Source organism: Acinetobacter cumulans (assembly GCF_003024525.3).
GTDB lineage: Bacteria > Pseudomonadota > Gammaproteobacteria > Pseudomonadales > Moraxellaceae > Acinetobacter > Acinetobacter cumulans.
On sequence record NZ_CP035934.2, the window covers coordinates 630,995 to 646,624 of the forward strand.

A 15,630-nucleotide genomic window follows, 5' to 3' on the forward strand; every position below is an offset into this window, starting at 1 on the left:
TTCTTAAAATGAAAAAAGCCGTGCAAATGCACGACTGTTTTTTTGATTAAAGGTTGTTTAAAGTGCCTTCAGGTAGAACTGAAATCACGCTTGCACGTTGGATTTTCACTTCGACACCGCGACTCAATTCAACCACTGCAAAATCACCTTCAATTTTAACGATTTTGCCCATGAGGCCACCAGCAAAAACAACTTCACTGCCTAGACCTAAGCTATCAACTAGTGCACGGTGCTCTTTCGCACGTTTAGACTGTGGACGCCAGATCAAGAAGTAAAAAATAGCAACAAACACAGCGATCATGAGCAAGTTTGCCATCATGCTTGGTTGTTGTGCTGCTTCACCAGCTGCGTGAGCGGTAGAAATAAAAAGGCTCATTTGTATTTCCTAAAACGAATAAAATTGTATATCAATTACATGACAATAAATTGGCTTGTTCTGCAATTTACCTTGTCTTTTTCATTAGCGCAAATGCTGAAGGATTAATCTTCAGGACAAGGCGGTACTTCTAGGCCACGGCGGGCATAAAAGTCTTGCACAAATTCATCAAATGTACCGTTGTCGAGTGCGTCGCGCATCATTTCAGTTAAACGCAGGTAATAGCGTAAGTTATGAATGGTGCCGAGCATTGAACCCAACATTTCACCGCATTTCTCTAAATGGAATAAATACGAGCGAGTGAAGTTGGTACATGTGTAGCAATCGCAATATGGGTCAAGTGGACCTTGGTCATGGCGATATTGGCTGTTACGAATACGCACCAAACCATCGGTCACAAAATAATGACCATTACGTGCATTTCGAGTTGGCATTACGCAGTCGAACATATCGACACCACGACGTACAGCTTCCACAATATCTTCAGGCTTACCCACACCCATCAGGTAACGTGGTTTGTCTGCTGGCATTTTCTCAGGAAGATAATCCAATACTTTGATCATTTCTTCTTTAGGTTCACCCACTGAAAGACCGCCAATCGCATAGCCGTCAAAATCAATGTCGAGTAAACCTTTTAAAGATTCATCACGTAGGTCTTCATACATACCGCCTTGGATAATACCAAATAGGGCATTACGGTTTTTGAGGACTTCGTGATGTTGCGTTTTACAGCGTTTAGCCCAGCGAAGTGAAAGCTGCAAAGATTTTTGCGCTTCTTCATGTGTTGCTGGATATGGCGTGCATTCATCAAAAATCATCACAATGTCAGAGTTCAACGTATGTTGAATGTCCATTGAGATTTCTGGTGATAAAAATACTTTAGATCCGTCAATTGGAGAACGGAAGGTTACGCCGTCTTCTTTAATCTTACGCATTGCGCCAAGGCTAAAGACTTGGAAGCCACCTGAGTCAGTTAAAATAGGTTTATCCCATTTCATAAACTGATGTAAGCCACCATGTTGCTTAATCACTTCTAAGCCAGGGCGTAAATATAAATGGAAGGTATTACCCAAAATAACTTGTGACTTAATTTCTTTAATATCACGTGGTAACACGCCTTTAACTGTACCGTAAGTACCTACAGGCATGAACATTGGCGTTTCAACGACGCCATGTTCTAGGGTTAAGCGACCACGACGGGCACGGCCCGACTGCGCTAATTTTTCAAACTTCATAGGTGTTCCAAATCAAGGCGAAAAAACAGTTCGCTGATTGTTAATGCTAAAACGCGCTATTTTCCTTGATTCTGCAACTAAACACCAGCTTTGCATCGTTTAGTCGATGTAATTTTCTTAGAGTGAATCTGCTGGGTGTTGAGCAAAGTTTGACAAATGATAAAACTGGCTCAGGCGTGCCAAAATCTCTTTTTTGGGCATTTCACAGCTCCCGCGTTCACCAGATGGCATAGCGGCAATGGTTTGCACTAACTTTTGTATATAAATATTGGTGTCGATAAAGTGAGGCTCAAGCGTCAGCATGTAGGCCGCTTGTGCAACTTGTAGATAGTCATAAGGTTCAACTTCGACCAGCTGTGCAATATCAATTAGCATGTCTTTATCGGCTTGAGTGAGCTTAAAACGCTTGCTTGTTGGGTGCTCAGTTTGTTTTTTAGGTTCTTTAATTTTGAGAAAATTAAGCAATAAGCGATTTTCTGGGTTGAGATAGCGCGCGGATTGCAATTCAATTTCGGGCTGCGTTGGAATGCTGATAAAAAATAAAATTTGATCGATGTCTAAGCCGTAAGAGTCAACTAACGCTTCTTTGGCCTGTTTAAAGGCATTGAGTAGGATATCGAGATTGTTGCTTGCATCGGGTTGTGGGTTGTCCAATAGGGGGTTACCAAAACTATGCTGTGAGTTGAAGTAGTCCGCCAAAATAAATTTAAATTTGGTCAGTCCTGAGTCTACAGCAGGGCTAGAGCGATAACGCCATTTTGGGACATTCCATTGATCACTTGGTGATAAATATTGCTTACTGTCTTCGTCTTCTGAAAACATACTGCGCTTGGTGGATACAGCTAAATAGTCGATTGATAAATATTTGTTGAATACCAAGGTGCAGGCGTAAATTTCGTCTTCATAATAATAATCATAGAGTTGATAAAACTCTTGAATGAGTGCCGTTTTTAAAATATCAATATGTTCTATCATGAGGTTTATATTCTTTTTTTAGAGGGTATTCCAAGGAATACCGTTTTATTTTAGAAATTAGGTTTGTAGTCGAAGCTTTGTGTTGCTTGAGCATCGCGAAAAGGACGAATCGCTTTTTTGCTCAATGTCATTGTGTTAACAATGTTGTTTGGGAAAATTTGAATGTGATTATTAAACAGCTCGACATTACGGTTAAAAATACTAATGGCTGCCCCCACATTTTCATTTTGCTCTTCAATTTCATTCATCATTTTAAGATAAATTTCATTTGCTTTTAATTCTGGGTAATTTTCTACCACAACATTTAAGCTGTGCATTAATTCTTTATTTAAAGACTCAATGCGTTGCAATTGCGAAACATCGGTATTTTTTAAATTAAGATTTAGAATGTTTTGTCTTAGCTCGGTGACTTTTTCTAAAGTTCCTTTTTCAAAACTTGAGTATTGCTCAACCAACGTTTGTAAGCCATCTAAGATTTTAATTTTTTGGCGTTCATAGGTTGCTACATCTGCCCAAGCACGCACCGTTGCATTGTGATGACGCACAATGTTATTGCGAATCGCAATACAGGCAATCACCACAGCGACGATTAAAAGCAGAAAAATCAGTAAACCCATCGACTTAAGCCCCCATAAGTCCTTTACTTTAAAAAAAGTAATAAATCACGTTGTAAGTTTTCTAATTCTATTAATTTAAATGTTCTTAGGTGTCCACGCAATGCTGAAATGTCCTGAATCACATTTGTTTTACTACTAATTTTAAATAAATCATGTGGACCAATATAGCACAGCATTTTACTTTCTGGATGAAAAAGCAAATCACCTTCTCGGTTTTTAAAAAAATCAGCTAAGCGAAGTACAAATGCGGGGGTCATTAATTTAGCAGTTTCCATTTCATCACTGCCATAGAATTTAAGGCGTTGATTGATTTGGATATCACTACTGTGCCAAGGGTAGCTATAAGGATAATAAAATTTTTTATTTGAGGTGCTGACAGCAAGTCCTTGGGTGTTGATGTCAAAAACAAATACGCCCCATAGATCTTTATGAATTTCTTTAACTTGATGCTCATCGCCATTTTTATCGCGTACCCTAATTTCATTAACATAATGGTACTGAAATAGCATGACTTGATGTGCTTGATCATTTTCGTCTTGCCAAACTGTGCTGGCATAACGAGTGATTTTATTGGAAACACTGCCTTGTTCAAATACAGGGAAAAGCTGTTTTAAATGCGCAATAAAATGTATGGAATTAAATGGAACACTAATATGGTGAGGTTGGCGATCGAAAGCCAATTGATATTTTTTAGCAATACTTTGTTGTTCTAAAAAATCGATGACTTCCTCAATCGGATCATCTTGTTCATAGCTAAAATAGGCCCATGCCATAATCACTAAGCCGAGAATGAAGCTCAGTTGTGCCCAGATATTGGCAGGTGTAATCCATACTGGCAGTAAAAAAATGAGCCCGATACAGCCTTGAAACCAGGCTAAGACATTTTCAAATTTTAGGTTAATTGGGGCATTCCATGGATGCAAGCCATCGAGGAGGGCTTGATGATCATGGGCACTACGCCCCAACTCCCAAAGCCGAGCGATATTCCGAAAAACGACGTCGTTTTTTTTACGACGAATATGAAAGGAGTGTTTAACAGAATCGATCGGCATAGCTGCTCTTTTTATTTTAGGTTGATGTTGTCAATCAGCATGGCATCGCCATAGCTAAAGAAACGATACTTGCTTGCTACAGCGTGGTTATAGGCATTAAGAATATTGTCGCGGTTAGACAATGCTGATACCAACATGAGTAGGGTAGATTCAGGTAAATGGAAGTTGGTGATAAGTCGGTCAACTACTTTGAACTCGTAGCCTGGATAGATAAAGATTTGTGTATCACCTGTCCAGCCTTTGAGCTCGCCACCATTGGCTTGAGCTGCACTTTCTGTTGCGCGAGTTGCAGTTGTACCTACAGCAATCACTTTATTACCACGGGCTTTGGTTTCGCGTATTAAAGCCATTGATTCATCAGATACGTCACACCATTCGCTATGCATAATATGATTTTCAATATCTGTTGTACGTACTGGTAAGAATGTACCTGCGCCCACGTGCAAAGTCACAAATGTTGTTTGTACGCCTTTGGCTTTGAGTTTGGCTAACAGTGCTTCATCAAAGTGTAAGCTCGCCGTTGGAGCGGCAACAGACGCAAGTTTAGTTGGGTCGTTAAATACAGTTTGGTAGCGTTCGGTATCAATGGCTTCTGCTTCACGGTTAAAGTAAGGCGGAATTGGCAATGCGCCGTATAAATCTAATACTTGTAAAATAGGTTGTGAAAACTCAACTACAAATAGATTCTCATGGCGACCTTTAACAGTCACTTTTACTTCATCTGGGCCAATAAAAAGTTCAGCACCTTCTTTTGGGGTGTTGCTGGCTTTAATATGACAGTGAGCAGTTTGTGGATCTAAAATACGTTCAACCAATACTTCAATTGCGCCACCTGTTGCACGTTTACCTTTTAAGCGTGCTTTCATCACTTTGGTGTCATTTAAAACCAATAAGTCGCCTTCATTGAGTAGGTCGAGAATGTCGGTAAAGCAATGGTCATGATATTGCCCCGTGGTGTCGAGGTGTAAAAGGCGTGAAGCGGTACGATTTTCTAATGGATAGCGAGCGATAAGCTCATCTGGGAGATCAAAACTGAAATCTGAAAGTTGCATGGTTTGTGCTTAAAACAATAGGGGATTGAATAAGAGCTATTATATGCTTTTTTGGATTTTAGCGCTGATTTTGCTTAATTTTAAGACGAAAAAATCATCATTGGGTTAAAAATAATCAATTGTGTCTTTGTGGTGTTGACAGTGTTTGAAAACAGCGTATTATAGCCTTCATTCCCGAGGTGGTGAAATTGGTAGACGCGGTGGATTCAAAATCCACTATCAGAGATGATGTGTCGGTTCGAGTCCGACCCCCGGGACCAAGATTCAAAAAACCCCAAGACTTAAAGTCTTGGGGTTTTTTATTGGCTGTATGAAAATTAAAAAAGATGCTGTTGTGCATTTAAATGAAAAAAGAAATCATATTGAATGTATCGGGTTTAAAATAATGACAAAGGCCTGTCATTCATTGTTGAAAAAGGATCCTAAAATGCTTTGGTTGGTTGCAAAATATGCCATGACAGCAGCAGTCATCGTGTTGATTTCAGAGGTGGCAAAGCGTAGCGATCGTATGGGAGGGTTGATAGCAGCACTTCCGATGATCACCATTCTTGTGCTCATTTGGATGCAATTGGAACATCAAGATCCACAGAAAATTTCAAATCATGCATGGTATACCTTTTGGTATGTGGTGCCGACCTTGCCAATGTTTTTACTCTTTCCGATGCTATATGTTCGCTGTGGTTTTTGGCTGACTTTGGGAATTTGTTGTCTGGTGACGATAGTATTATTTTTCTTGTGGTCACTGGTATTGCAACGCTTTGGCATACATTTAATGTGATAAAAATGAGTAGGCCAATAAAAAACCAGCGCCGAAGCGCTGGTTTTTTACATCACTAACGTAGGTTAGTTCAGCATCAACTTATTGAGCAGCAGCAAGTGCAGCATTTAAAGTTGAGCTTGGACGCATTACGTCATTTACTTTTGTTGTATCAATTGCGTAGTAACCGCCGATATCAACAGATTTGCCTTGAACTTCTGCAAGCTCAGCAACAATCTTGTCTTCATTTTCAGCAAGTGCTTGTGCAAGTGGAGCAAATTTCGCTTTAAGTGCAGCATCTTCGTCTTGAGCAGCAAGTGCTTCAGCCCAGAATTTTGCAAGGTAGAAATGGCTACCACGGTTATCAAGCTCACCAGTACGACGTGATGGAGACTTGTCGTTGTCTAGAAGTTTGCCAGTTGCTTGGTCTAAAGTCTTCGCAAGAAGTTTCGCTTGAGCGTTGTCTTCTTTAATGCCCATTTCTTCTAAAGAAACAGCCAATGCTAAGAATTCACCTAAAGAATCCCAACGTAAGTGGTTTTCTTCAACAAGCTGTTGTACGTGTTTAGGCGCAGAACCACCCGCACCAGTTTCGTACATACCACCGCCTGCCATTAATGGCACGATAGACAACATCTTCGCAGATGTACCTAATTCCATAATAGGGAACAAGTCAGTGAGGTAGTCACGTAGGATGTTACCAGTTACAGAAATTGTATCTAGACCACGAGCAACACGTTCAAGTGTGTAGCGCATTGCACGTACTTGAGACATGATTTGGATGTCTAGGCCATCAGTGTCATGGTCAAGTAAGTAAGTTTGAACTTTCTTGATCAATTCGTTTTCGTGTGGACGGTACGGGTCAAGCCAGAAGATCGCAGGCATGCCTGAGTTACGTGCACGTGTTACAGCAAGTTTTACCCAGTCACGGATTGGAGCGTCTTTTACCTGACACATACGCCAGATATCACCTTCTTCCACGTTTTGAGACATCAACACTTCGCCAGTTTCGATATCCGTGATGTTTGCAACACCAGCAGCAGAAACTTCAAAAGTTTTGTCATGTGAACCGTATTCTTCAGCTTTTTGAGCCATTAAACCTACGTTAGGCACTGTACCCATAGTACGTGGGTCAAAGTTACCGTTCCACTTACAGAAATTGATCATTTCTTGGTAGATACGTGCGAATGTAGATTCAGGCATTACTGCTTTACAGTCGTAAGGTTTGCCGTCAGCACCCCACATTTTACCGCCACCACGGATCATTGCAGGCATAGAAGCATCTACAATTACGTCGTTAGGTGAATGGAAGTTTGTGATGCCTTTAGCAGAGTCAACCATTGCAAGCGCAGGGCGGTGCTCTTGGCAAGCATGAAGGTCAGCAATGATTTCTTCACGTACAGAAGTCGGAAGAGTTTCGATTTTTTCGTAAAGACCAGCCATACCATTGTTGATGTTAATACCTAGTTCATCAAACAATTTGCCGTGTTTTTCGAAAGCTTCTTTGTAGTAAATCTTAACACAGTGACCAAATACGATTGGGTGTGACACTTTCATCATTGTCGCTTTCACGTGCAATGAGAATAAGATGCCAGCTTCGCGACAGTCTTCAAGTTCTTTTTCGTAGAAATCGCAAAGCGCTTTCTTGCTCATGAACATAGAGTCGATGATTTCGCCGTCTTGAAGCGCAACTTTTTGCTTAAGAACAATCGTTTCACCAGTCTTAGTGATGAGCTCCATTTTCACATTGCGCGCACGGTCAAGTGTCATAGATTTTTCACCGTGGTAGAAGTCGCCTTCATCCATGTGAGACACGTGAGTTTGTGACCATTGCTTCCACTCGCTCATAGAGTGCGGGTGTTTTTTCGCATAGTTTTTAACAGCAGCAGGTGCACGACGGTCAGAGTTACCTTCACGTAGCACTGGGTTTACAGCAGAACCTAAACATTTGCTGTAACGTGCTTTAATTTCTTTCTCTTCTTCAGTCGCTGGGTTTTCCGGGTAGTTCGGAATAGCGTAGCCTTTAGATTGAAGCTCTTTAATACAAGCTGTCAATTGGCCTACAGACGCACTGATGTTTGGTAGCTTGATAATGTTTGTGTCTGGATCTTGAGTAAGACGGCCAAGCTCTGCTAGGTTATTTGGAACCTTTTGCTCTTCGCTTAAGAAGTCAGAAAATTCTGCAAGCACACGTGATGCTACAGAGATATCGCGTTTAACGATTTCAACGCCGGCAGGCTTAGTAAAGGTCTCAATGATCGGTAGCAGTGAGTATGTCGCCAATAATGGCGCCTCGTCGGTCAGTGTGTAAATGATAGTTGACTTTCCACCAGCCATATATAGCCCCTTGCTTGAGATTGTGTTTTTGAGGGCCGAGCTTATGACTTAGCCCCTTCGAACCGATTTGCTTAAATAAAACTATGAAAGTATCGGTGCTCATCGCATTTCAGTCAACGATAGATACAGTGATGACGTCATTTCGCTGAAAAATAATACAGAAAAATGACTATTTTTCGCACAAATATTTTGTGAGAAATTGAAATTGAATTAAACAATCCAATAAAAGGCAAGATTTGAAAAGCGTTTGGGACAAGAACGCCTAAATTTAGATATACCACTATTTACATAGAATGGCTATTGACCCTAGCGCCAAATTAAAAAAAACTTCAGCCAGTTTGGCTATCATGTTAAATCATGCTCACTGAAATGGATTTAAAACCTCAAACAGAAATAGGCCTTCGCGCTGAGTTGCAAATAAAAAAAACTGCGGGCATACAATTGTTCGATTTCATTCTATTGATGGGAACTTGTTCTTTCCTTCTATTCACAAAAGGAATGTATTGTTTTAGGTCTTAGATTTAGAGTGAAGTTGGGGAAGGTTGTTAGTCAATAGTGGTTAGCGCTGTTTTGAAGAGCTAAAATTGTAAACAATTGCAAAAAAAGTGTGATTTTAAGTGATACAGATTGATCGATATTTTGATGAGAGTTTTACTTTTTATCTGCTTGTGAAATGAATAGATTAGATGAAATGTAAAGTACCCACTATAGGTAAAAAATTGTGATTTAAATAACAAAATACAAAAACTAAATGTAATCAATCTGTAAAATATAGGGGTGAATATACTTTAAATAGCCCCTTGGAGGCGTTCAGTAGGCTTTTGCTTGTGATGAATTATTTGAAAAATGTTCAAAACTATTTTTAGAAAATTCAAATATGTATTTTAAATCATAAAAGTTAAAAACATTAAATTAAGGCCTAAATACATTCCTTTGGTCGTAATGTTGTTTTTTGTTATTGCTATGTATGTGTAATCTTGCTAATTACGTAGAGTATAAAGCTCGGTTTTGCGGATTTAGTCAATTCAAGAGAGGGAAGTCTATGGCAATAAACTTATTAGAAATAGGTGCACAGACGGAACAGCTGGGCGCGTGTAGGCTCTCTTTGTTGATGGGGGTTTATACGGATGATAATAAAATTGCCGATTTTTTGAAGTTTGCCCGCAGTATTTTAGGCATGGAAAGTGGCATTTTGGCATTTAAAAATGAACCCTATATTTGGTATGGTTCTGATGATGGTGTAAAAGCTTTTTTAGCGGACTCAAATGAGCAATTAGAACGGTTTTTTGAAGAAGAAAATTGTCTCATTGATCAGCAACATGCATGCTATCCTGCGTTTTCTCAATATGTGCATAGCTTAGGGGTTGCACATCAGCGACTGGTTGCATTTCATTTAAGAGATGAACAACAAAGCATTGGTACAGTTTTATTATTTGATGACCACACAATAGAATATACCCGCAAGCAATTGGAAATCGTGGCTGAATTTGTGCAAAGCCTACTGAGCGTATTAAAACTAAGAATTGAAAACGCTGAATTAAAAGAAATGTATGAGCAACAATCAGCATTGAATTTTAGTAAAACCAAGTTTTTTCAAATTATTGCGCATGATTTACGAGCACCCTTTCATGGCTTGTTAGGTTTTTCTGAAGTGCTGGCGCAAGAGCGTGATAGCTTAGATGAATCCAGTATTCAAAATATTGCTGATTATTTATGTGATACAGCCCAATCGACCTATAACTTGCTGGAAAGTTTGCTCAATTGGGCCATGGCAGAAGGCGGGCGTTTTGAATACCACCCAATTAATTTTGATTTAAATCAGTCTGCCAAAATTGTCTGCAGTGTTTTAAATAGTTTGGCTGTGAAAAAAATATTCAGCTTTTAAATGAAATCCCTACAGGGCTGAAGGTGAATGCCGACATTAATATGATTACCTCGGTTGTGCAAAACTTGGTTTCGAATGCATTGAAGTTCACCAATACTGATGGCTTTGGAAAAGTGATTTTACGTGCAGAAGAGCGAGATGAATTTATTCGTTTCACCGTTCAAGACACGGGTTTAGGGATGACTCAAAACCAAATTGCCAATATATTTGAACAACAGATCAAAGTGAGTATTAAAGGTACAGCGGGAGAACAAGGCACAGGTTTGGGCTTGGTTTTGTGTAAGCGCTTTGTCGACTTAAACCATGGTTCAATCAGCGCACATTCTAAAGAAGGAGAAGGCACCCTTTTTGTGGTTAATTTGCCAAAGGCCACCAGTGCACATCAAGTTTTAAATGTAGAGCATACGTCTAAAGTGATTGCTGAAGTAAAATTATAATTGAGGCTAAATTAACGCTAAATTTTTCCCCATTTGCCATGTGCAGCTGATATAACTAGAAAAAAATAGGCTTATGGGTTAACAAATGAATGTGGAACAATTGCAGAAGACCTTACGTGCTAGCCAATATGCAGAGCAAGTGTTGGGAATCCATCGCAATTTAATAGAACAAGATTATGCAATTGACCAATTTTTATTGCCTTTAAGCACCGAAAAAATACAAGAATTTGTTGAAGTTGCACTGTGCGAAATTCAAGATGAACAAGTATGGATGCGGGAAATGCGTATTTTGCGTGCGCGTTTAATGTTTCGCTGGATTTGGCAAGATGCCAACAAACTTACTGATGTCATTACCCTGACCAGAGAGCTTTCAGACTTTGCTGATATTGCCATTTGTATGGCGAAAAAATTTGCTTATGCGCCGTTAGTGGCAAAGCATGGTGAGCCAATTGGCTATAACGGCAAGCTTCAAGATTTGATTGTGATTGCTATGGGCAAGCTGGGTGCTCAAGAACTAAATTTATCCAGTGATATCGACCTCATTTTTGCTTTTGATGAGCAAGGCGAAACCAACGGTCGTAAGTGTATTGATGTACAGCAATTTTGTATTTTGTGGGGACAAAAACTGATTTATTTGCTGGATCAAATTACTGCAGATGGTTTTGTTTTTCGCGTAGATATGCGTTTACGTCCTTGGGGGGATGGCTCTGCCTTGGCCATTAGTCATGTGGCCTTAGAAAAGTATTTAAGCCAGCATGGGCGCGAGTGGGAGCGTTATGCGTGGATCAAAGCGCGTATTGTGACTGGGGGGCAAGAAGGTGACGAATTACTGGAGATGACTCGACCTTTTGTATTCCGTAAATATGTGGATTACACCGCTTTTGAAGCCATGCGTGAAATGAAAGGCATGATTGAGCGCGAGGTGCTACGCCGTAATATTGAAGATGATATCAAGCTGGGTGCTGGTGGTATCCGTGAAGTTGAGTTTATCGTACAAGTTTTTCAGCTGATTTACGGTGGTTCAAAATTAGAATTACAAGACCGTCAGTGTTTGGTGAGTTTGCATCATTTAGGTGAGGTCGGATTACTCGATATAACCGCAGTGCAAGAATTAGAAGATGCATATCTTTTTTTACGCCGAATTGAACATGCAATTCAGGCCTTAAATGATCAGCAAACGCAGTCTTTGCCACATGAAGATGAGCCTCGTCAGCGTATTTTGGATACCTTGGGTTATGCAACTTGGGAGGGCTTCTTACGCGTACTCAACAGCAAACGTGCGCGGGTGATTTATCAATTTGAGCATTTGATTAAAGAAAAAGAACCCGATCCATTGGTTGAAAGTTTTGCGCAGCTGGAAAAGCAGTTGAATGATGTACTGGATGATAATGCTAAAAATTTGGTTCATGAGTTTTGGCATGGACATGCTTTAAAAAAACTGCCTGCTAAAGCGGTACAACGATTAAAAACATTCTGGCCTCATTTGGTCGAGGCGGTGATTCAGTCAGATAATCCGCAGGTTGCTTTACAGCGACTGATGCCATTGGTTGAATCAGTTATGCGCCGTACGGTGTATTTGGTGATGTTGATTGAGAGTAAGGGTGCATTACAACGCTTAGTGAAGATGGCTACGGTGAGCCCATGGATATGTGAAGAATTGACGCATTATCCAGTACTGTTAGATGAGTTCTTATCTATGGACTTTGAACTTCCAAAGCGCAAAGATTTAGAAGACTCTCTTCGTCAGCAGTTATTACGTATTGAACTGGATGATGTTGAAGATTTAATGCGTGTACTGCGTTTATTTAAAAAATCCAATGTATTAACAGTTGCTGCCAGCGATGTGTTGGCGGAAAGCCCATTGATGAAAGTGTCTGATGCCTTAACCGATATTGCGGAAGTTTCAGTCGAAGCGACCTTGAATTTGGCTTATCAAATTGTGGCTAAAAAACATGGATATCCAGTGGATGCAGAGGGTCAGCGCTGTGCTCTAGACCATATTGCATTTGCTGTTGCTGGTTATGGCAAACTTGGTGGCATTGAGCTGGGTTATGGCTCAGACCTAGACTTAGTGTTTATTCATTATATGGATGAGCAAGCTGATACCGATGGCTTGAAACCGATTAGTGGCTTTGAGTTTGCAATGCGTGTTGCACAGAAGTTTATGTCTTTGATGACCACGCAAACCTTAGATGGTCGGGTCTATGAAATTGATACCCGTTTAAGACCTTCAGGTGAGGCAGGTTTGCTGGTGACCAGCTTAAAGGCATTTGAACAATATCAGTTTAAGAGCGCATGGGTGTGGGAGCATCAAGCATTGGTACGTGCGCGTTCGATTGCGGGTGAGCCTTCATTGCGTCAAAAATTTGAGCAACTACGTTGTCAGATTTTGACCCTACCACGTGATGAGCAAAACGTACGTGCTGAAGTTTTAAAAATGCGTCAAAAAATGAAAGACCATTTAGGTTCTTCTAAAGAACAACAAAAAGATGGAATTTTTCATTTAAAACAAGACGCAGGAGGTATCGTTGATATCGAATTTATGGCACAGTATGTGGTATTAGCATGGAGTGGAACGAATTCTGATCTCGCTCACTACTCCGACAATGTAAGAATCCTTGAAGACGCCGCAAAAGCAAGTCGCTTATCCAGCGACGATGCGACAGCATTGATTCAAGCTTATCTTCGCGAACGCGCCGAGAGCCACCGTTTAGCCCTTGCAAATCAATCAATGCAAGTGAATGCGACGGACTGGCACGATACCCGAGAGGTCGTTTGCAAGTTATGGCAAAGATTAATCGATCCGAGTGCAATGTTTGCCTTGGATAAAAATGACTGTGTATAAAAATTTGGAGTTTAGGTCATGAATTTGGCTGATCGTGATGGTTTTATTTGGCAAGATGGACAATTAGTTGATTGGCGTGAGGCGAAAACTCACGTATTAACACATACATTACATTACAGTATGGGTGTGTTTGAGGGTGTCCGTGCTTACGAAACTCCGAATGGAACGGCGATTTTTCGTTTAAAAGAACACACTAAGCGTCTACTAAATTCTGCGAAAATTTATCAACTTAAAGTTCCGTTTGATCAGGCAACACTAGAACAAGCGCAAATTGATGTGGTTCGTGAAAATAAACTGGCATCTTGCTACTTGCGTCCAATTATCTTTATTGGTTCGGAAAAACTAGGTATTGCGGCAACTGACAACACCATTCATGCTGTAGTCGCTGCATGGAGCTGGGGTGCTTACCTTGGTGAAGAAGCGATGGCGAAAGGCATCCGCGTTAAAACTTCATCATTTACCCACCACCATCCTAACGTGACCATGTGTAAAGCAAAAGCATCTGGTAACTACACATTGTCTATTCTTGCACACCAAGAAGTAGCGCACTCTGGTTATGACGAAGCAATGTTGCTTGACCCGCAAGGCTACGTTTGCCAAGGTTCTGGCGAAAACGTATTCTTGGTACGTGATGGTGTGATTCATACTCCTGATATCGCTGGTGGTGCATTAGACGGTATTACGCGTCAAACAATTATCACCATTGCGAAAGACTTGGGTTATGATGTTGTAGAACGCCGTATTACACGTGACGAATTCTACATTGCTGATGAAGCATTCTTCACTGGTACTGCTGCTGAAGTAACGCCAATCCGTGAATACGATGATCGTCAAATTGGTGAAGGTGTACGTGGTCCAATCACGACTCAAATCCAAAAAGCATACTTCGATGCAGTCCAGGGTAAAGACCCTAAATATGCACACTGGTTAACTTACGTAAAATAAGCTGATCGGTTAAGATGAAAAGGCGAAACAGGTGTTTCGCCTTTTTTATTGGCTGATTTACAGGATTTTCAATGCATATTGTCTATGTGAGTGATGGAAAAGCAGGGCACCGTTCGCAAGCTGTAGGCTTATTCAAAGCACTGCAAAGACAAGTCACAGAAGACGTCAGTTTTGAAGAGGTTGCAATCGATCAGTTGCCCGTTTTTAGTCTGCTGGCGGTATGGGGAAAGCAGCAGTTTGTAGGATTCAGTCAAGCGCCTGATTATATTATTGGGGTGGGCAGTCATACCCAGCTTCGTGTTTTACTGTTAGGCAAAGTTTTTCCAAAGGCGAAAACTGTGATTTTAATGAAGCCGAATTTCCCATTCAGCTGGTTTAATCATGTGATTATTCCTGCACATGATGGCGTTGCAGAAACTGGCAACGTGATACTTAGTCAAGGTGCATTAAACCCGATAGTGAATGAACAGCGTCATGTGCAAAACCGTATTCTGATTGCTTTGGGCGGTTCATCGAAACGTCATCAGTGGAATGCTGAAAAAGTATTAAATGCAATTCAAAATATCGTAACTGATAATGCACAAGCCGAGATTATTTTAACGACTTCACGCCGTACACCAGCCGAGTTTTTGGCTGAATTGGAACGGCAGGATTATGCGTCTAAATTGCACATTTTTCCTGTAGAGCAGACACCGCAAGGCTGGATTTTTGAAGAAATGCAAAAAGCTGAGGCTGTTTGGGTTACAGAAGATAGCGTTTCCATGATTTATGAGGCGCTAACTGCTGGGTGTAAAGTTGGTGTGATTTCGATGGATCGATTAAAAGCGGATCGAATTGTGAAATCTGTAGATACCTTGTTAGATAAAAAAATTGTTTCTGCACGGTTTAATCTTAAAGAGCTCACTGAGGCTGTTGCTTTTGAAGAAGCTTCGATCGTCGCGCAGAAGCTTTTAGCACAGGACAATAACGAGAAATAGTTCATATACAGAATTTCAATGGCTTAGCGTAGAAAAGCAATCACTAAGCTACTGTTGTCAAAACTGCTTTATGCTATGCTTTTAAACTGAATATTAGAATATGCCGAATAGGCAGATAGCAGATTGTTTTTGAGTGATTT

The 15,630-nt window shown here is 40.5% G+C and carries 11 protein-coding genes, 1 tRNA gene and 1 pseudogene; 6 read left to right on the top strand and 7 right to left on the bottom strand.

Annotation, left to right across the window (positions count from 1 at the left end):
- Positions 1 to 46: 46 nt before the first annotated feature.
- The 6 genes from yajC to queA all read right to left on the bottom strand — a co-directional run bounded on the left by yajC (position 47) and on the right by queA (position 5,307).
- The gene (gene yajC, locus C9E88_RS03015) at positions 47 to 376 is read right to left on the bottom strand and encodes a preprotein translocase subunit YajC (RefSeq protein WP_106984621.1); all 330 of its coding nucleotides are present in this window, start codon (positions 374 to 376) and stop codon (positions 47 to 49) included.
- A 104-nt stretch (positions 377 to 480) separates the two neighbouring features.
- A complete protein-coding gene (gene tgt, locus C9E88_RS03020; RefSeq protein ID WP_106984622.1) occupies positions 481 to 1,611 on the bottom strand; it encodes a tRNA guanosine(34) transglycosylase Tgt in 1,131 nt (376 codons plus the stop codon).
- 117 nt (positions 1,612 to 1,728) lie between these two features.
- Positions 1,729 to 2,586 (bottom strand): DUF4303 domain-containing protein, encoded by an 858-nt coding sequence (locus C9E88_RS03025; protein WP_106984623.1) that lies wholly within the window; start codon positions 2,584 to 2,586, stop codon positions 1,729 to 1,731.
- A gap of 50 nt (positions 2,587 to 2,636) precedes the next feature.
- Positions 2,637 to 3,203 carry a LemA family protein gene (locus C9E88_RS03030; protein WP_106984624.1) on the bottom strand — a complete coding sequence of 189 codons (567 nt, stop codon included), beginning with the start codon at positions 3,201 to 3,203 and terminating at the stop codon, positions 2,637 to 2,639.
- Positions 3,204 to 3,226: 23 nt separating this feature from the next.
- Positions 3,227 to 4,255 carry a hypothetical protein gene (locus C9E88_RS03035; RefSeq protein ID WP_106984625.1) on the bottom strand — a complete coding sequence of 343 codons (1,029 nt, stop codon included), beginning with the start codon at positions 4,253 to 4,255 and terminating at the stop codon, positions 3,227 to 3,229.
- Between the two features lie 11 nt (positions 4,256 to 4,266).
- Positions 4,267 to 5,307 carry a tRNA preQ1(34) S-adenosylmethionine ribosyltransferase-isomerase QueA gene (queA, locus tag C9E88_RS03040; protein WP_106984626.1) on the bottom strand — a complete coding sequence of 347 codons (1,041 nt, stop codon included), beginning with the start codon at positions 5,305 to 5,307 and terminating at the stop codon, positions 4,267 to 4,269.
- A 173-nt stretch (positions 5,308 to 5,480) separates the two neighbouring features.
- Between queA and C9E88_RS03045 the strand changes: the two genes are divergently transcribed.
- Together C9E88_RS03045 and C9E88_RS03050 are read left to right on the top strand one after the other, a co-directional pair.
- A tRNA-Leu gene (locus tag C9E88_RS03045) sits at positions 5,481 to 5,567 on the top strand.
- A 50-nt stretch (positions 5,568 to 5,617) separates the two neighbouring features.
- Positions 5,618 to 6,085, top strand: a complete 468-nt coding sequence (locus C9E88_RS03050) for a DUF3147 family protein (protein ID WP_240627373.1) — start codon at positions 5,618 to 5,620, stop codon at positions 6,083 to 6,085.
- A gap of 81 nt (positions 6,086 to 6,166) precedes the next feature.
- Here C9E88_RS03050 and C9E88_RS03055 read toward each other — a convergent pair whose 3' ends face one another.
- Complete coding sequence (locus C9E88_RS03055) at positions 6,167 to 8,401, bottom strand: NADP-dependent isocitrate dehydrogenase (RefSeq protein ID WP_106984627.1); 2,235 nt, start codon at positions 8,399 to 8,401, stop codon at positions 6,167 to 6,169.
- Between the two features lie 1,042 nt (positions 8,402 to 9,443).
- Here C9E88_RS03055 and C9E88_RS03060 point away from each other — a divergent pair.
- The 4 genes and pseudogenes from C9E88_RS03060 (at position 9,444) to C9E88_RS03075 (ending at position 15,490) form a co-directional block, all read left to right on the top strand.
- Positions 9,444 to 10,723 (top strand): annotated as a pseudogene (locus tag C9E88_RS03060) (sensor histidine kinase).
- Positions 10,724 to 10,808: 85 nt separating this feature from the next.
- Positions 10,809 to 13,568, top strand: coding sequence for a bifunctional [glutamate--ammonia ligase]-adenylyl-L-tyrosine phosphorylase/[glutamate--ammonia-ligase] adenylyltransferase (gene glnE / locus C9E88_RS03065; protein WP_106984628.1), 2,760 nt, complete (start codon positions 10,809 to 10,811; stop codon positions 13,566 to 13,568).
- A gap of 18 nt (positions 13,569 to 13,586) precedes the next feature.
- Positions 13,587 to 14,513: a branched-chain amino acid transaminase gene (locus C9E88_RS03070; RefSeq protein WP_106984629.1), complete on the top strand. Its 927-nt coding sequence runs from the start codon at positions 13,587 to 13,589 to the stop codon at positions 14,511 to 14,513.
- Between the two features lie 71 nt (positions 14,514 to 14,584).
- On the top strand, positions 14,585 to 15,490 hold the full coding sequence (locus tag C9E88_RS03075) for a mitochondrial fission ELM1 family protein (RefSeq protein ID WP_106984630.1): 906 nt from the start codon (positions 14,585 to 14,587) through the stop codon (positions 15,488 to 15,490).
- The last annotated feature ends 140 nt before the right edge of the window (positions 15,491 to 15,630 follow it).